The sequence below is a fragment of the Mucilaginibacter calamicampi genome (genome assembly GCF_042676765.1).
GTDB classification, from domain to species: domain Bacteria; phylum Bacteroidota; class Bacteroidia; order Sphingobacteriales; family Sphingobacteriaceae; genus Mucilaginibacter; species Mucilaginibacter calamicampi.
Genome location: NZ_JBHTHU010000001.1, coordinates 492237 through 510794 on the forward strand (window position 1 = coordinate 492237; position 18558 = coordinate 510794).

Sequence of the window (18558 nt, forward strand, 5' to 3'; positions counted from 1 at the left end):
GCAAGCGCTAATTTAAATAAATGCACCATTAAACAATGTTAAATTTTGTTAAGGCATAATTATGGTGCAACAGCAGGGGCCGGCGCGGGTTCTGTTTGCAGCGTATCAAAAGGAACTTCCATCAAGCTATCTACAGCTAAAGTGTCTATCGGTATCCTTGGCGATGGGCAATCATAAGGCTTGCTGATCTTTACCCACGGCTTAGGGAATGGCCCGGGCGCATAGCCCGATTTCGGATCGGCATAAACTTTTTCCATAAAGCGACCAAAAATGGGTAACGCCGTGCGCGAACCTTCGCCTGTTTCGGACGAATTGAAATGCACGCTTCTGTCATCAGCACCCACCCACACACCGGTAACAAGGTCTTTGGTTATACCCATGTACCAGCCGTCAACATAGTCAGATGATGTACCTGTTTTCCCGCCTATCTGGTTGTTATGATCCCACAACTTATATTCCCAAAGCGCCTGCGATGTTCCACCCGGTTCTTCCATACCACCTCTGAACATGTATAGCATCAGCCAGGCTGTTTCTTCGCTTATAGCCCGTTCGCTTTTTAACTCAAATTCTTTTAATACCTTACCGTCCTGGTCGGTTATTTTAGTTACCAAAAGCGGGTCAATTTTTTGCCCTTTATTTAAGAAGGTGCTATAGGCACGTACCATTTCGTAAACTGATACATCATTTGAACCTAAAGATACCGACGGCACCGGTTTAAGCTCACTTTCAATACCAACTTTGTGCGCGTATTCTACCACCTTATCCCAGCCAACCTTTTCTGTAACCTGCGCTGTTATAGAGTTCACTGACCTGCCCATAGCCCAACGCAATGACATTTCGCGACCGGTAAAGTTCCAGTCGGCATTGTTGGGTTCCCAAACTTCTTCGTGTCCGCCGTAGGTGTATTTAATGCTTACGCGTTGGTCTGTAAACTTATCGCAGGGGGTATAGCCGTTATCCAACGCGGTTAAATAGGCAAAAGGTTTAAATGTTGAACCTGCCTGGCGTTTTGATTGGTTTACGTGGTCGTAATTAAAGTGCTTAAAATCAATGCCGCCCACCCAAACTTTTATCTTACCGGTGCTGGGCTCAATACTCATCATCCCGGTATTTAAAATGCGGGCGTAATATTTTATAGAATCCACAGTTGAGAAAGTAGTGTCCCGGTCACCTTTCCAGGTAAATACCTTCATGCGTTTGGGCGTTTCAAAATAGCGCTTTATCTGAACAGTGTCGCCTTTGTACTTTGCCTGCAATAGTTTATAAATAGGCAAGCGCTGTTCGGCTTTTAAAACAAAGTCTTTTATTTCGTTTCCTTTCGAGTCGCGCCACGGGTTTTGATCACCCCAAACATTATCAAAGCGGCGCTGCAGCATTTTCATTTTTTCTGCAACCGCCTCTTCTGCATATCCCTGCAAGCGCGAATCAATAGTGGTATATATTTTTAAGCCGTCCTCGTACAGATCATAGTCATTGTCTTTGCACCATTTTTTAAGGTAACGATCCACGGCTTCGCGCAGGTAAGAGTCGCCATGCGATGAATTTTCAACGTAACTTAAGTTAAGCTTAACGGGTTGCTTGCTATACCTGTCAAAATCCTGTTTAGTTATATGGTTATACTTCTGCATTTGCCCCAGCACAACGTTTCTGCGTTCTTTGGCTTTTTCGGGATTGTTGATAGGGTTATAAGTAGAGGTGGCCTTTAACATACCCACAAGCGTTGCCGCCTCGGCTGGATCAACCGCGTTTGGATTTTTATTAAAAAACTTAAGCGTAGCGGTTTTAATACCGAAAGAGTTATTGCCAAACGGTACGGTATTTAAGTAAAGGGTAAGTATTTCGTTTTTGTTGTAAACATGCTCCAGTTTAAATGCTGTTAACCACTCTTTAAATTTAAAAACAACGGTACGCAATACAGGGATGTGTTTTACAAGGCCCTGCGATTTACGTTTGCGGGTTGAGAAAAGATTTTTTGCCAACTGTTGCGTAATAGTACTTCCTCCGCGCCTGTCTCCGGTTGCTGTAGAGAGCATACTGGTAACAAACGAGTAAAAATCTACACCGCTGTGGTTATAAAATCTTATATCTTCAGTAGTAACAAGCGCGTTTATCAAGTTTGGAGAGAGATCCTTGTACTCAACCGGCGACCTGTTTTCTTTATAATACTGACCAATCAACTTGCCATCAGCCGTGTACACCTGCGACCCGACTGATAGTTCCGGTTGTTTAATATCCTGCATATCAGGTGAGTAACCAAAGAGCCATAAAAAGTTAAGCTCAATGGCGCAAAAGAAGAGAATAACAAAGTAAAAAAAGATGACCGTATACCTGAGGTACTTGTTATGTATGCGTTTGAACATTCGGTAAAGATGTAAAATTATGACTCAAAAACATAAGCCAATTATAATTCAATAGAACGACGTAGGCGACGATAAATTTTACAAAAACGCTGCTCTTGCTTTATTTTTTACTCGCCTTTGCAAATTTATTAAACGCAAGCGCAGTATCTATCCAGTAATTAAAATTTGTGTTGTTATTCAATATCGCCTTGCTTACAAAAACATAGTCCTTTAATGGCTTTCCGTTGCGTATCATTCCCCGTATGCCGTGTATCTCCAAAGCTTCCAGATAGGAGGGGCCAACGCGGCAAAGCATCTCATCGTTACTGGCGCACACGCACATTTTTCCATTCACCATAAAACAGATGCCGTTGAACATTTTTTTCTCTTCAACATCGGTAAGGCCTTTGCTCAACAGGGCTTCCCTTATTCTGTTTGTTAAATCCTCGTCAGCCGGCATTTTGACTATTTGAATGTGGCGGTTGTTACAAAACTTGATACACCGTTTCTTACCGCGATGGCTTTTATCGTCATTCCGGCTGTTAATGGTAAGGGCTTACTGTAAACTGATGATGATGTAGTTGGAGCGGAACCATCAGTGGTATAATAAATGGTATTGGCTTCAATATCATTGCTTTTTATAGCTACCTGTGCAGGCGGCGCAAAGGTTTGTAATAATGTTAGGGTTGGATTGGGTACAATTTTATTATCAGTTATCTTTGATGTAGGCCGCTCCATATCCTGCATCGCCATACGGTTAGGTAGCTTACCTGTAAAAATTTCAAGGTCGCCGCCATTGGCTATATCATCATGATTGATATACAGCTTGTTGTGCGATTTTTTGTTGAGGTTAACACCCTGAAGATAAATATTATCGCGACTAACAACAGCGCCGCTGTTTAGTATAGTCAGCTTTTTTCCATTTTCCAGATGCACCACAGCTTTGGCAAATTGCGGCAAACCTATTTGGTACTGCTGTTGGCCCGGCGCAATGTTATACAAGCCCAGGCTTGACATAATATACCATGCCGACATTTGTCCGCAATCTTCATTACCCGTAAGGCCATCGGGTTTGTTGGTATAGTAATCATTCAATATGCGGTTAAGATAAAGCTGGGTTTTATCGGGCGTATTGGTAAAATTAAACAGGTAAGCCAAATGATGGCTGGGTTCGTTACCGTGTGCGTACATGCCTATAAGGCCTGTCAGATCAGGCAGCACGGTGCCGGTTAACTTGGCATCAGTAGTAAATAGCTCATCTAATTTAGCTGCAAATTTATCTGCACCGCCCATATAATTTACCAAGCCCTCAACATCCTGCGGAACATAAAACGCGTATTGCCACGCGTTGCCTTCAACATAGTATTTATTATTAACCTCATTGGGGTCAAAATTGGCCAGCCATCCGCCGTTAACATGGGGTTGCATAAAGCCGCTCTGGTTGTTAAAAACATTTTTCCAGTACTGCGCACGCTGAATGTAGGTTTCATAGTCCTTTTGTTCGCCCAGCATTTTAGCCATTTGCGCAACGCACCAATCATCATAAGCGTACTCTAATGTTTTTGATACGTTTTCCTTTTCCTCGTTAGCAACCAACCCATTCTTAACATACGAACCTAACCCGAAATGATCCCGGTTGACCGTTGCCTTCATTGCTGCAAAAGCTTCCTTAGCATCAAAATCCCTTATACCTTTGGCGTATGCATCCACAATAACGGGTATAGAGTGGTTACCTATCATGCAATAGGTCTCGTCTGAACCCAGGGGCCATACCGGCAACTGACCACCTTGCTGGTTAATAGCTAAAAAGCTTTTTATAAAATCGGTGGTGCGTTTGCGGTCAATCAGCGTAAACAATGGGTGCGCTGCCCGGTAGGTATCCCAAAGTGAGAATACGGTATAATAGTTAAAACCCTGCGCATAGTGGATTCTGTTGTCCAATCCCCGGTATTGCCCGTCAACATCATTATAAATATTAGGAGCCAGCATAGCATGATACATAGCTGTATAAAATACGGTCGGCTTTATTTTAGCAGGATCCGGCGGAGGTGGCGTTTTTTTGTTTTTATCTTTCGGATTTTTTGCAGCATCCGGATTAGGCATGCCCATTGGTACTGTGCGCTGATTGGCAGGCGGAGCACCGCCCTCTACCTCAATTTTTGACAGCTCAACATTCCACGCAGCTTTTGCCGCTTTTTCTACGCGCTTAAAATCAAAATCGGGTAATTCGGCGTCAAGGTTCTTTAAGGCTCCCTCGGCGCTTACAGATGATATTCCCACTTTGCTTAACACCTCGCCGGGGTTATCAAACTGAATGAACAATTTGATGTTCTTTCCTTCTGCTTTTTTAAGTCCGTCTTTTACCTCGTCATTTACAGCTATTCCATACGTTTTAAACGGTTTAGAAAACTTGGCGTAGAAATATACATACTGATCTTTAGCCCAGCTTTTGGATTGCCGCAGGCCCCTTATCTCGTGGTCGTTTATTACCTCTATCCAGGCGTTTAAAACCTGGTCGCGGTGTTGCAGGTCTATAATAATATTGGCTTGTTTGGTGGTGGGGAAATCATATTTATGTACGCCTACTCGTGTGGTAGCCGTCAATTCGACATCAATATCGTACTTATCTAAATGGGTTTTATAGTAACCCGGTGAAGCTTCCTCATTCTTTTTTTGAAATGCTGAGCTGTATTGGGTGTTTTTAAACTGGGGCTGCCCGGTGGTTGGCATAAATAAAACATCGCAGTAATCTGCAATGCCCGTACCGCTTAAATGCGTGTGCGAAAAGCCATAAACCACGGTATCAGTATAATGATAACCCGAACAACCATCCCAGCCGGTTAGCCGCGTATCAGGGCTCAACTGCATCATGCCAAAAGGGCGTACTGCACCCGGATAGGTGTGCCCGTGCGCCCCCGTTCCAATAAACGGGTCAACATATTTTGTATAGTCCTGTTTTTTTTGCGCCGATGCCGACAGGGTAGAGGTTAATACAAACGCGGTAAACAGGGCGGTACAAAACGATCTCATGTGATGCAAATATTATTACTGTGAAATTAGGATTTTATGGCAAAATCGTCAGCGTCATTTAAAAAAGGCATAGCCGAGCGGGTTTTAGCCACCTCGTCGGCAATGATAGAGAAGGTGTAAACATCTTCCTCATCACGTTTATAGTATACCACGTTTCCGTAAGGGTCATGACAGGTGGAATCGCCCGAATGATAAACCTCATTACCATCGTGCCCAACGCGGTTTAGGCCAATAACGTAAGCCTGATTCTCAATGGCCCTTGCTAAAAGCAGCGCGCGCCAATGGGCAGCCCGTTTTTCGGGCCAGTTGGCAACTATTAGTAACAAATCGTACAGCTCGCCGGTATTTCTAAGCCATACCGGAAAGCGTAGATCATAGCAAATTGCCGGGCAAATTTTCCAGCCTTTTAACTCAACCATTATTCTTTTTTTGCCGGGCGTGTAAGTTTCGTGCTCTTTACCCATCGCAAAAAGATGTTTCTTATCATAATGTTGATAGGTACCATCCGGGCGCATCCATATCAAGCGGTTATAATATTTGCCGCTCTCTTTTATAATCAAACTGCCGGTTATTTCGCAATTATGTTTTATAGCGGTTTGATGCATCCAATCCATGGTTTTACCGCCCATGGGTTCAGCAAGTTGGGCCGCATTCATAGAAAACCCTGTATTAAACATTTCAGGCAAAATGATGAGGTCCGTTTTTTCGCGAATACCGCCTGATAGGCGCAAGCCTATATTTTGCAGGTTTTTATCAATGTTTTCCCAAAAAAGGTAGCCCTGAAATGTTGTGATCTTTAAATTTTCCATAGTGTTGTCCCCACTGTTTTCACTCCTAAAGTTTAAAATCAATCAATCTATTAACGGCATTGTCTAATGTTTCTTGTTTTTTAGCAAAGCAAAACCGAATTATGCGATGGTCTGTTCCCTGTGTATAAAACACGGATGTAGGTATGCAGGCCACGCCTGCCTCCCTGGTCATTCGTAAAGAAAAATCGACGTCCGATTCATTACTTAAGTGGCCATATTTTGCCAGCTGAAAATAAGAACCATAGGATGGAAGCAGCTCAAATTTAGTTTGCGATAGCCCTTTTACGAAATGATCCCGTTTTTGTTGAAAGAAGGAAGGAAGACTTAAGTATACATTTTCATCTTCCAGGTAATTAGCCATTCCGGTTTGCACCGCAGAGTTTACGCTGAATACAATGTATTGGTGGATCTTTCTAAACTCGGCCGTTAAATAGGCAGGAGCAAGGCAATATCCAACTTTCCACCCCGTAGCATGAAATAGTTTACCAAAGGATGCCACTACAAAGCTACGCTGCGCCAGTTCAGGATAACGGGCCATGCTGTGGTGGGTTGCTCCGTCATATATCAAATGCTCATAAACCTCGTCGCTTAAAATATATATGTCGCGGCCCCTTACCAATGCGGTAAGCTGGTCAATATCTTCCTGATGCAGAATGGTAGCGGTAGGGTTATGCGGCGAATTTATAATGATCAGCTTGGTTCGGTTACTCACCAGCTTTTTTACCATTCCCCAATCAATTCGATAATCAGGTGGCCGCAGCTCCATTGATTTTACCACGCCGCCCATCAGCTTAATGGCAGGGGCGTAACAATCAAAGGCAGGCTCAAATATTATAACCTCATCGTTAGGATTTACAACTGTGCAAATAGCTGTAAAGATGGCTTGTGTTCCACCAGCCGTTACGGTTATCTCTGATACGGGGTCGTATTTCGCACCGTATAGCCGTTCTGTTTTTCTAGCGATCTGTTCACGCAACTTCATAACCCCACCCATGGGCGCATATTGGTTATGGCCATCTTTCATGGCCTGGTTTACCAGTTCTATCAGTTCAGGCGAGCATTCATAATCAGGAAATCCCTGCGAAAGATTGATCGCTCCCAACTCGGTAGCCAGGGCAGACATGGTAGTAAAAATGGTAGTACCAACAGATGGTAACTTAGATGTTATGGTAGTCATGTAACGCTAAAGTAATAAAAAACGACCAGCGTTGGCGTTTTTTGCATTCTCTTCAATTTATTTAACTTAGTAGCATGAAGATGAAAAGCTACCTGCCTGTTGTTTTTTTCGCCCTTGTTATAAGTTCTTGCGGCCCTGCAAAAAAGAGTGATATTCCTGTTGTTGGCTTTGTTGATTACCTGGAAGATGCCACCTTAGCACAAGCCCGCACAGGCTTTACAGACGCGCTTAAAAAGAACGGCTTTAGTGAGGCTGACAAAACAATAAAAATTGAATACAGAAACGCGCAGGGTAGCCTGCCTACCTTAACGCAGATAGTTAATTATTTTGTTTCAGAACCGGTTGACCTGCTGGCCACCTGCAACACACTATCCACTCTTACATCTGTGCAAAAAACCAAAACTATCCCCATTTTTGGGATGGTTTCGCCAACGCCAGAGTTAATGAAAGTGTTGGATGCCAGTGGAAAAGCCCCGGCAAATTTGTTGGGTACCATGGAAGATCTTAATTACATAGATACATCGTTTAGCATCATTCCGCAGCTAATTAAGCCTAAAGGTAAAAAGCTTATTATCGGCATGATCTATAACCAGGCCGAGCCGCAATCCGCTGATGCTATGCAACATATAAAAGAACTGTCTGCTGCTGCTGGTATAACATTTATAGCATTGCCGGTAAATACATCGGCAGATGCCCAACTGGTTACCAAATCTTTGTTAGGTAAAAACATCGACGCTTTTTTTGCTAACCCCGATAACACGGTGTTCGCTTCTTTCGAAACTATCCTTAAAAACTGCAACGCAGCCAATGTGCCCATTTTTACCAGCGAAGCCGGATTGGTGCAACGCGGTGCAGTAGCAGCTTTTGGTGCCGATATTTATCAATGGGGTTACCAGGCGGGCTTGCAGGCAGCGCAATTTTTAAAAGCAGGCAAGAAAACCGATGGCTTGCAATTCGAAATGGTTAAAGTGCGCAAGCGGGTTTACAATGCAGATGCTGCTAAGAAATACAATCTGGTTATACCTGCTAACTTTGAGGCGGTAAAATGAGTTTCTACTTAACAGCGCTATTGCAAGGCCTGTGTTTTGCAGGGGTAGCGTTGGGTATTTTTATATCTATGAAGATATTTAAGATACCTGATATAACTACCGACGGAAGCTATACCCTTGGCGGAGCGGTTACAGCAGTAATGCTTACCCATAAACTGCCCTTTGGCTTAATATTGCCTGCTGTGCTTTTGGCAGGCGCGGCAGCAGGTGCAATAACTGGCTTTATACATACCCGGTTTAAAATAAATGCCTTGCTGGCCGGCATTTTGGTAATGTACGGGCTGTTTTCTGTTAACCTGGAAATAATGGGCAGGTCTGATCTGCCGCTTATTAATACGCCATCTATATTTACTATCTTATTAATTAGTAACAATGCCGACGTTAATACATTTTGGATATTGTCGTTATTTGTGCTAACCATTACTGTTCTTATTGGATACCTGCTTAAAACTGATTTTGGTTTGGCAATGCGGGCAACAGGCGACAGCGAAACTATGATCCGCGCCCTCGGCGTTAATACCGATAAAATGAAGATTATAGGCCTGGCCCTGGCTAACGCGCTTACAGCAGTAAGTGGTTATTTAATGAGCCAGCTGCAGGGCTTTGCAGATATCAACATGGGGATAGGTATTGTAATTATAGGCCTTGGTTCTGTTATTATTGCCGAAACGCTGATAGGCTGGTTGCAAATAACCTCGGTTTGGTTAAGTTTAGCGTTGGTGCTGGCAGGAGCTGTAATATTTCAATTGGTGCTGGCATTTACATTGGACATTGGTGTTGATGCCAACTTGCTTAAATTAGTAACCGCCTTATTTGTTTTGGCAATAGTAATTCTGCCACGATTGAATTTTTTTAGTAAACAATTATAAACCCGATAAAAAATGAAAATGTTTTACAAAGCCTGCCCAATGGCTTGCCTTGCTTTATTTGTATTTGTAACCTGCGTATTCTCCGGCATACGCGTTCAGGCAGCAACTCAATATTATTATAAAATAAAGGTATATCACTTTAAAACCAAAGCGCAGGAGGATAGGCTGGATGCCTACTTCAAAAACGCTTATTTACCTGCCATGCACAAAGCAGGCGTTAAAAATGTAGGTGTTTTTAAGGTTATTACACCAGATACGCTTGACAAGAAGATCTATGTTTTTGCACCTTACAAAACTTTTGAGGAGTTAGAAACAACTGACCAAAAACTAATAAACGATAAACAATATCTGGAGGCTGGTAAAGATTACCTGGAAGCTACAGCACCTACCGCAACCTATACCCGCATTGAAACCATCATTTTACGCGCTATGACGGGAGCACCGGAGCCTGCGGTACCTAATTTAAAAGGCCCTAAAGCGCAACGTGTATACGAGCTGCGCAGCTACGAAGGTGCGACAGAAGCATTGCACGCCAACAAGTTAAAAATGTTTAACGTAGGCGATGAGATGGGCATTTTCAAAAAGCTTGATTTTAACGCTGTATTTTACGGCGCGGTTATAGCCGGAAGCAAAATGCCTAACCTGATGTACATGACCACCTTTAACAATCAGCAGGAGAATACTGATAAATGGAAGTTGTTTATGAGCGATCCGCAGTTTTCTGCATTGAGCAAAGATCCGCAGTACAAAGGCAACGTATCAAAAAACGAACGTGTGTATTTGTATCCAACTGAATATTCAGACTACTAAAACATATATATTTGCTGCTGTGGTACAGTTACCGCAGCAGCAATATAAAAATCCCCCTACCTGAATCACATGAAGTCCGTTAAGGTCAATATGAGCAAGAACCGTTTGGAAGCGTTCAGCGACGGTGTTATTGCTATCATTATCACTATAATGGTGCTGGAGTTAAAAGTGCCGCACGGTCATCATCTGTCAGATCTAAAACCTGTTCTGCCTGTTTTTATAAGCTATATTATAAGTTTTGTGTATGTAGGCATCTACTGGAACAATCACCACCATATGCTGCACGCGGTGCGGTCTATAAATGGAGCTGTGCTTTGGGCCAATATGCATTTTTTGTTTTGGCTGTCTATGATACCCTTTGTTACCGCATGGATGGGTGAAACTTTGTTTGCAGAAATATGGCCGGTAGTTTTTTATGGCATAGTGCTGTTAATGAACTCCATATCCTACACCATTTTGGTTATAGTACTGCTTAAACACGAAGGAAAAAACTCACTGTTAGCCGACGCGTTCGGGCGCGATTGGAAGGGCAAAATCTCTCTTGGCTGTTATATCCTGGCTATTGCCCTCGCCTTCGTTAATACCTATATAACCTTCGCGTTATACATTACCGTGGCGTGTATCTGGTTTATCCCTGATAGACGGATAGAAACAAAGATGTCTGATGAACAACAGAAAAATTAGCGAGGCTGGAATTTGTACCTGTCGGCATTGTTAAAGTTAACCGTATAACGCGCCGATAATCTAACATAAGGGTAATTTTTAGTTACATCAGGAAAAGCCTTATAATTTCCCTGTAAAGTAAAGTAACCAGACTCCGCTACAAGAGAAAGTTTTTTAACAAGGGTGACATCTAGTTCGTTAGACACGGTATGCAGATAATAATGCGAAGGATTACCATTAACGGTATTTAAATAGCCCCCGTTATAGTGTATCCCGTAACATATCTTATCAGACAATGCAATGGTGCCACCACCGTTTACAGCAAACCCCATTCCGTAATCATAATTGCGCTTATTAAAAATATGATCATCGGGTACTGCACCCAGCAGGATAGGCCCTGCCCCAAGATTAGTAGTTAACTTGAATTTCTTCGGCAAGGTAAATTCAGAGATCAGGTTGATCTTTACACTCTGCCCGCCATAAAAGAAAGCCTGGTTGTTTATATAGTCATAGTTTGCCGACAGAACAGCAACGTGATTGATCTGTTTGTTAGACTTTATACGCCAACCGGCCAGCGACCCATATACACTTAGCAGGTTAACCATTGAACTGTCGTCCTTACCGCCTTCAATGTTTACCACTATATTGCTAAATGGTGTACGATAACCCTGATAGGGTGTGCCATACAGAAATTTCATATGCCCGTACCAGCCAAACCGGCCCCGGTTATCGGCGTTGTAACGGCGAACGCCCAGGTCAAATTCTGCCAGTACTTTTGATGAGTCGCGTTCAATTGTATTACGGGTTGATTTGCCCCATTTGCCGGTTAGTATACGGTTAAAGCCATTCATGGGGCTTACCACAAATGCCAGTACCTCGCTGGCATTGCGCTTAAAACCCCTGCCACGATTGTTTACTATCATGTTAGAAAGGCGGTAGGTCATCTCACCTAACACTATACCGCCGTAAGTGGTATTTACCGCATCGTTGATAGATGGGCGTTCCGTTTCGGCCAATAATTCCCAGGTTAAGGTACCGGCTACCGTACCGGGTATTGATTCCCAAAAGTTATAGCCGTTTGCTCTGAATGAATTAAAATATAAGCTGCCGTGGTAGGGGTGGCCAAACTGGTTGGTTTGAAAGGGATCTCTGTCCCACTCCCAGGCGCTAGGCTTAAGGTTGCGCCCCATGGTTGACAGGTTAATGTCCGCGTAATCTTTGTTTACCACCCATTTGTCGTATATAAAGGGGGCTAACAATGAGGTGCCCAATTGCAAAGCCGCCCGGCCAAAATGTTTCTCACGCGGAGGTTCTACCGGAGGTCTTTTCCGCTTTACCGAATCAACCACTGCAGGTACCTCTAAAACGGGTATAACCTGTGCGAAGGCATCTGAAGTCAGTATCATGAAAGAAAATGCAATAAATAACTTTACAATGAGGGGTCTCAGGGAAAAAGGTTGAAGTTTCTTCATAGACGTAACGCACCAGCTAAAAGAGGAGCCTGACATCCATTCAAACATCCGTCGGTGACGCCTTTATAAAGCAGAAAATTATTAAAATGTTTGCATAGTATTAATTTTTTGCTGTGCAAACATTAAAAGATTAACCATTATAGGCAGCTTGTAACCTGGCAACATCCAGTTTACCCATTTGCATCATGGCCTGCATGGCACGTTGCGAACCTTCTTTATCTGGCCCCCACAGGGTAGAGCCAAGCATTTGCGGCACAATTTGCCAGGAAAGGCCAAACTTGTCTTTTAACCAACCGCATTGGCTTTCCTGCCCGCCATCAGCGGTTAGTTTTTCCCATAAGTAATCAACCTCGGCCTGATTTGCACAGTTTACAAAAAACGATACCGACTCGTTAAATTTAAACAGTGGACCGCCGTTAAGTACCATAAATTCCTGCCCGTTAATTGTAAACGATGCGGTAAGCACTTTGTCGCCCATTTTGTGTACGTTGCTTATGCTTGCATCCTTAAAAACAGATACGTAAAAGTTCATAGCTTCTTCGGCATTGTTATCAAACCACAAGAACGGTGTTATTTTTTGCATGATTTTTTCCTCCTGATATTTAGTAAAATAGATTGCTATTGTTAATGTAAAGATAGGCGGAGTGTTTTTAGCGGGAAGGGGGTATGCAAGACAATATACGGGGGATGCTGGGCCATAATATCGGTGGTTAATAAGGGTGTGGGGAGGGGGGCTCACGGGGGCTCACAGGGGCTCACGGGGTTCACAGGGGCTCACGGGGTTCACAGGGGCTCACGGGGTTCACAGGGGCTCACACTCGACCTGAGCCACCCCACCTTAATAATTATGTCGTTATCGTTGCTATCGTATAGCAAATGTTGAAATGTTGATATAAAACAAATGCGAAAAGTGTAAATGAAAATTCAATTTTATATATTTGCCGCACAATAGTAGATAATACATGAAAAATTTAGGACTTGTTATTGCATTAGTTGGGTTAGCTATAATTGCCGGATGTTTCTTTTTAACGCCCCCGCATTCATTAAACCCTGCAGATTCTGAAAGTGGTATCCACGCCTCGGCTATGGCTACCTACGGTGGTTTCATTGTTTTTGGTGTAGGCATTGTGATGTATATCTCAAGCCTTCCGTTTGCTAACGAGAAGAAGTAATATTTTACGATGGCATTTTAATGTTACGATATCGGTATCGCAGCATTGTTTATCATCAATATTCCGCAATAAAAAAGGCAGCCTCGCAAAATGTGAGGCTGCCTTTTTATTTGCCCCCTAGCCCCCTAAAGGGGGAACCTTTTTGAACTACAAAGAAAGTTCCCCCTTTAGGGGGCGGAGGGGGTTCTTAGATCCTTTGTATCTCCGGCTTGAAAGGTTTTTCAAAAGGTTTTACGCCTTTAACACCCACCTTACGGCGATATACCTTATCATTTATAGTAACATACATTATATCAAAGTTTGGCCCTCCAAAGCAAAGGTTAGAAGGGTTACCTTTGCCGGGAGTAGGGATAATGCTTATCACGCGGCTTTGTTCGTCAAGCACCTGAATACCCATACGGGTTGTTACCCACATGCGGCCATTAGCGTCAAATTTAGCACCATCGGACCACGCGTTATCAGCATCATCCGGAACATGCAGCCAGCCCAGGCGTTGTTTATTGGTAAGTGTTCCATCGGCCTTAATTTTATAAACATAAACCCAGTGCGTTGCTGATTCGCACACGTACAATAGGGTTTGGTCTACGCTTAAAGCTAAACCGTTGGCAAACTTAAGGCCTTCATCAACCACCTGCTTTTGGCCGTTTGGTTTTACCAGGTAAATTTTGCTGGGTTTATCAACGCCGTTGGGAGCGGTAACATAGATGTTTCCATTGTTGCCTATAGTAAGGTCATTACCATTAATTATGCCGCTGGCAACAATGGTTGCTTTGTTGTTGGCATCATAGCTTATAATCTGATTGGTTGCATCCGCCATAGTGTAGCGCTTACCATCAGGCCCGAAAGCAGTTCCGCTGGCTTTTTTCGCGTCGATATTTAACTGGGTAAGCTTGCCGTTCAGATCAACTTTATATGTTTTTGAGTTAGGGATATCCTGAAAGAAAACTTCGCCCGCGGCGTTTGTAGCGGTTCCCTCGCTAAAGCCATATCCTTCGCCAACCAGTTCCCAACCTTCATTAGGAAGAAGGATTTTACTGGTATATGCATTTTTTGAAACGGCGTTTTTAACCGGAGCCGGATAGTCTTTCCATAAAAAGCGCATAGCTTGAGGGAAAATGGCTGTGGCATGCGTGCTGTTATGGGCACCTTCGCCCCATGAGTGTTCCACCTCATATCCCGCGAACTTAAATGCCCGCTCCATCATTTGCGCGGTTATCCACCAGTCACCCGCGTAGTTGTTAAGGTCATTGGTGCCATCCTGCAAAAATACCCTTATAGGTCGCGGCTCGTATTTCCTTATCAGGGTGGCAAATCTTTCGCCGCCACGCAGACCTACAAATGTGCTTATGGCGCTAAACACCCGCGAAAAAGATTCCGGATGTTCCCATGCAACATTAAAGCCCGCAATAGCACCGCTGCTTTGCCCGCCAATTGCCCTGTCGTTGGCATTTTTAGATACCATTATAGCACGGCCGTCCTTGGTTTTTTGTTTTTCAACAAAGGGCAAAATCTCAGTTAGTAAAAACTTTGAGTAATTATCACCTAAACCGTCATACTCGTAACTACGATTGTTACGGTTACTGGCGATTTGTGGGTTTTCGGCTAAAACCTGTCCCGGCGTTACAAAAACGCCAATAGTAACAGGCATTTCTTTACTGTTTATCAGGTTGTCAAAAACGGTAGGGGCCTTAAACTGAACGGCATCCTGATTGATATATAAGCAGACAGGCTTTTTGCCATCATATTGTGCCGGCACATAAATGGTAACCGTGCGTGTTGTTCCGGGGAAGATCTTAGAATCTGTAAAAGGCAGCTGTATCAGTTCGCCCTGCGGCACACCGGCATGTACTACCGAAGCAGAATCAACAGGGTATTTTTCTGCGGGTGCCTGCGCGAAAGTGGTTTGCAAAGCAAAACAAGAAACAAAAGCAACAGCTTTTATCAATTTTGATGTGTTCATTTTTTATTGATTTATACAATTGGTTATCAAATATATAAATTAATAAGGCACACACCCGGCCTGTAAAAGCACTATGTTTTTGATGAGGTGCTTTTTGCGTTATCGAATTTAAAGGCAAAAAAAATCCTTCTCCCTTTCGGAAGAAGGATAATAAATTATGGATTGATCTAATTGATATTAAGCGGAAGGTATAAGCTAAAAGTAACATTTCGCCCCGGATTGTAAACCCCAAAGCTTGGGTCTGTTAAAGCCAGACGCCCCGGGCGCAGGCGATTAAGCGCGTCGTAGTAGCGTCTATCAGTCAGGTTATTGCCTGATATCGCCAACTTTACTGCTTGTTTGCCCATGTTAAATGTGGCACCTACGCCGGCATTTAACAAAGTATAACTACCTGCCGGTGTTTCAAAAGTTGGGTCTATACGGTTCTGACTGAAAAAGTTATCTACTCCTAACGAGATATAGAGGTTTTTAAGTCCGTTTACTTTTGGCTCAAAACGCAGTGTATTATGAATAACCCCGGCGGGTATAAGCGCCAGCGGGCGATCAAACGTTTTGTTTTGAGCGTGAGTGTAGGAAAATGTATTATCAAAATGAATAAACTCGGCAGGATGCAGGTTAAGGCTTCCTTCTAAACCGTAAAGATTTGCATTTACCTGCCCGTAACGGTACACATCAAAATTTTGCGGGTTGCCGTCTGCGTCAATTTCTGTTATTTGTTCTCCTGCTTTGGCAGAAGCGTAGATGTAATTATTAATATAGTTCTCATATACGCCAAAACTTCCGGAGAATATATCGGCATCAAAATCAAGTGTCGCATCGGCCTGATAACTACGTTCGGGTTTCAGGTTCGGATTGCCTATCTCGTAACGCACGGTGCCTTCGTGGGCACCATTTGAGCCTAATTCAGCAGGGTTAGGTGCACGAAAGGCCGAACCGGCATTGGCTTTAAAAGTAAGCCCATCGCTAAAGGAATGGGTATAGCCGGCGGCACCGCTTACGTTACTAAACCTGTTTTTAAATCCGGCAAACTGTTCTGTGCCGTTAACAAACAATTGTTTCCCGTCGTTATTTATATAATCATAGCGCAGGCCTGCATTAAAGGTGTTTTTATCCCATGATTTTTTGATGTAGGCGAATGTTCCAACAGAGGTTTGGTCATATTCGGGGATCAGGAATTCATAGCCTTTGTTCGCGCTGCTTTCATTTGATGCGCTTAAGCCTATTATGGGCTGCCAGCCATTAGCTTCTCCTAAATAGTATTTGGCATCCGCAGAGAAGGTATTCAAGTCAAAAAACAGGGCCGGGTTGGGGCTTTCCAGTTCTCGCCGCTGGTTTTTTTGATAACCCAGATCAAGCTTTAAGGTATTATTGCCAATAATAAAATTGTTGTTCAGCGCCAGTTTATAATGGCGGATATCCTGCCGCGGATAATCAAGCTTTCTGCCGGCAGCTTTATCTGTATATAATTCGTCGCCGGGTTCTGCGTCGTTAAAACCTATGTTATTTTTAAAGTACGAGAAATTAAGGTGAGAGTATCCCCATTCCTTATTAAGGCCAAGCATACCGCTTAAACTGGTATTATTAAACCCGCTGTTAATGTAATAACCGGCAGGGGTTTTAAAATCGCCCGCGTTTTGGTAGGAGCCTCTGCCGCGCCATACAAAGCCATTGCTGTTACCACTTAGCATTAATGATGTATTAGTAAGCCCGTTGTTGGTGGCATAGCTGCTCAAAAGCTCGCCTTTTATTTTTCCGGGAGATGGTACCAATGGATCGAGCACATTAATAACCCCGCCAATAGCGTCTGAGCCGTATAACAGAGACGCAGCACCGCGAAGCACTTCAACACGGTCTGCCTGGTTTTGGTCTATTTCTATACCATGTTCATCACCCCATTGCTGGCCCTGTTGTTTTACGCCGTTGGTAAGCGTAACAACACGATTATAACTCAACCCACGGATAACAGGTTTTGAAATGGCACCACCTGTAGTAATTTGGCCCATACCTGGTACCTGGCGTGCCAAAGCGTCTATCAGATTGGTTGATGGTGCGAGCAGTTCTTCGCGCGATACACTGCTTGCTGATGTGCTGTTGCTTTTATTGCTGGATGTAATGGGCGTGCCAGTAATTACTACTTCTTTTATCTCAACAATACTTGCTTCTAACGCAAAATTTAAGGCCCCGCCTGTAGCAAGGTCAATGGTTTTAACTTGTGTTTTATAACCCGAATAACGCGCTTCTACAACGTAACGCCCTTTTGATGGAAGCGAAGAAAACGAAAACTGACCGTTCGCGTCGGCAACAGTACTCAAGCGTAGTTGGGATATGGTTATTACAGTGCCCGGCAAATTTACGCCTGTTTTGGCATCTGTTATAGTACCGCTTACCGACCCGGCAGCATTGGCAAATAAATAATATGGAAATATTACAGCTATTAAAAAGCTGAATAATAGTCTTGATCTCATTACAAGAATGTTTAACTGAATTTTTAACAAAAGGATTAATTATGCCTTAAAAGGCATGTTTGTTTCAGTTAAGCAAGGGGTGGCCCGCGCGTTGCCGCAAGCACCAATGATATGCTTTGATAGGAGAGGGCTGTAGCCTGAACCTGCTTATAAGCCGTACCGTAAATTACGGTGTGATTTAAATCGACACTTAAAAGTGCCGTAGCATTATGATTGGCCTGGCAAATTTTACAGTTTTCCTCGTTTGATGTAGATGAACTGTGTTTTGATGGAGTTGTTTTAGAATAAGATGCAACGTGGCTGTGTGTAAAAACAATGGCTTGTCCTGTAATAAAACACAGAAGCAGGCCAAATGCGACTAAAATTGTTGTTGTCCTATTCTTCATAAGGTTCGACAAAGGTAACATAAAAACCAAAAGCAACAAACTTGCATTAAGTAAATTTTATGTTATGCCTGCATTAATCTTATGATTTTTTGCCGGTAGCAAATACAATTATGCCGCCCACAAGTAAGATACCGCCGGCGTATGGAGGCCAGCTAACGCTTTTTTCTTTGTCTGCAGATATTTCTAAAGGCCCCGCGTCAACTATTTTTTCTTTTTTTGTGTAGGTAAAACCGGTCCAGATCAGCATAACTGCGCCAATCACTATCATTATAATTCCAACAGTTCTGTTCATAGCAGGTTGTTTTAAAGTATAGCAGATTAACATAGCGTACTTTAAATTGTTTCAGCGGTGGATAG

Annotated in this window: 16 protein-coding genes; 5 read left to right on the forward strand and 11 right to left on the reverse strand. The window is 43.3% G+C overall.

What is annotated here, in order from left to right:
• Positions 1-59: 59 nt before the first annotated feature.
• The 5 genes from ACFQZS_RS02185 to ACFQZS_RS02205 all read right to left on the reverse strand — a co-directional run bounded on the left by ACFQZS_RS02185 (position 60) and on the right by ACFQZS_RS02205 (position 7355).
• Positions 60-2360 (reverse strand): penicillin-binding protein 1A, encoded by a 2301-nt coding sequence (locus ACFQZS_RS02185; RefSeq protein ID WP_377096866.1) that lies wholly within the window; start codon positions 2358-2360, stop codon positions 60-62.
• Positions 2361-2460: 100 nt separating this feature from the next.
• Positions 2461-2799 carry a TfoX/Sxy family protein gene (locus ACFQZS_RS02190; RefSeq protein ID WP_377096867.1) on the reverse strand — a complete coding sequence of 113 codons (339 nt, stop codon included), beginning with the start codon at positions 2797-2799 and terminating at the stop codon, positions 2461-2463.
• Positions 2800-2804: 5 nt separating this feature from the next.
• Positions 2805-5369, reverse strand: a complete 2565-nt coding sequence (locus tag ACFQZS_RS02195; protein ID WP_377096869.1) for a GH92 family glycosyl hydrolase — start codon at positions 5367-5369, stop codon at positions 2805-2807.
• Between the two features lie 26 nt (positions 5370-5395).
• Positions 5396-6178: an amidohydrolase gene (locus tag ACFQZS_RS02200; protein WP_377096871.1), complete on the reverse strand. Its 783-nt coding sequence runs from the start codon at positions 6176-6178 to the stop codon at positions 5396-5398.
• A 25-nt stretch (positions 6179-6203) separates the two neighbouring features.
• Positions 6204-7355 carry a methionine aminotransferase gene (locus ACFQZS_RS02205; RefSeq protein ID WP_377096873.1) on the reverse strand — a complete coding sequence of 384 codons (1152 nt, stop codon included), beginning with the start codon at positions 7353-7355 and terminating at the stop codon, positions 6204-6206.
• A 74-nt stretch (positions 7356-7429) separates the two neighbouring features.
• Between ACFQZS_RS02205 and ACFQZS_RS02210 the strand changes: the two genes are divergently transcribed.
• From ACFQZS_RS02210 to ACFQZS_RS02225, 4 genes are all read left to right on the forward strand, one after another.
• The gene (locus tag ACFQZS_RS02210) at positions 7430-8404 is read left to right on the forward strand and encodes an ABC transporter substrate-binding protein (RefSeq protein ID WP_377096875.1); all 975 of its coding nucleotides are present in this window, start codon (positions 7430-7432) and stop codon (positions 8402-8404) included.
• Positions 8401-9273, forward strand: a complete 873-nt coding sequence (locus ACFQZS_RS02215; protein ID WP_377096877.1) for an ABC transporter permease — start codon at positions 8401-8403, stop codon at positions 9271-9273. Before ACFQZS_RS02210 ends, ACFQZS_RS02215 begins: the two co-directional genes overlap by 4 nt.
• Before the next feature lie 12 nt (positions 9274-9285).
• Entirely contained in the window at positions 9286-10083 is a 798-nt protein-coding gene (locus tag ACFQZS_RS02220) for an NIPSNAP family protein (RefSeq protein ID WP_377096879.1), read from the forward strand.
• Between the two features lie 69 nt (positions 10084-10152).
• Entirely contained in the window at positions 10153-10767 is a 615-nt protein-coding gene (locus ACFQZS_RS02225) for a TMEM175 family protein (RefSeq protein WP_377096881.1), read from the forward strand.
• On the opposite strand, the gene ACFQZS_RS02230 is transcribed toward ACFQZS_RS02225, so the two are convergent.
• Complete coding sequence (locus tag ACFQZS_RS02230; protein WP_377096883.1) at positions 10764-12152, reverse strand: DUF3943 domain-containing protein; 1389 nt, start codon at positions 12150-12152, stop codon at positions 10764-10766. The genes ACFQZS_RS02225 and ACFQZS_RS02230 overlap by 4 nt on opposite strands.
• 196 nt (positions 12153-12348) lie before the next feature.
• A complete protein-coding gene (locus tag ACFQZS_RS02235) occupies positions 12349-12801 on the reverse strand; it encodes a VOC family protein (RefSeq protein WP_377096884.1) in 453 nt (150 codons plus the stop codon).
• A 379-nt stretch (positions 12802-13180) separates the two neighbouring features.
• Between ACFQZS_RS02235 and ACFQZS_RS02240 the strand changes: the two genes are divergently transcribed.
• Positions 13181-13390 carry a hypothetical protein gene (locus ACFQZS_RS02240; RefSeq protein WP_377096886.1) on the forward strand — a complete coding sequence of 70 codons (210 nt, stop codon included), beginning with the start codon at positions 13181-13183 and terminating at the stop codon, positions 13388-13390.
• Positions 13391-13577: 187 nt separating this feature from the next.
• Here the strand turns inward: ACFQZS_RS02240 and ACFQZS_RS02245 are convergent, their stop codons facing one another.
• From ACFQZS_RS02245 to ACFQZS_RS02260, 4 genes are all read right to left on the reverse strand, one after another.
• Complete coding sequence (locus ACFQZS_RS02245; RefSeq protein WP_377096887.1) at positions 13578-15350, reverse strand: SMP-30/gluconolactonase/LRE family protein; 1773 nt, start codon at positions 15348-15350, stop codon at positions 13578-13580.
• Positions 15351-15517: 167 nt separating this feature from the next.
• Positions 15518-17815: a TonB-dependent receptor gene (locus ACFQZS_RS02250; RefSeq protein WP_377096888.1), complete on the reverse strand. Its 2298-nt coding sequence runs from the start codon at positions 17813-17815 to the stop codon at positions 15518-15520.
• Positions 17816-17883: 68 nt separating this feature from the next.
• Positions 17884-18201, reverse strand: coding sequence for a hypothetical protein (locus ACFQZS_RS02255; RefSeq protein ID WP_377096890.1), 318 nt, complete (start codon positions 18199-18201; stop codon positions 17884-17886).
• 79 nt (positions 18202-18280) lie between these two features.
• Positions 18281-18493: a hypothetical protein gene (locus ACFQZS_RS02260; protein WP_377096892.1), complete on the reverse strand. Its 213-nt coding sequence runs from the start codon at positions 18491-18493 to the stop codon at positions 18281-18283.
• Between the last annotated feature and the right edge of the window lie 65 nt (positions 18494-18558).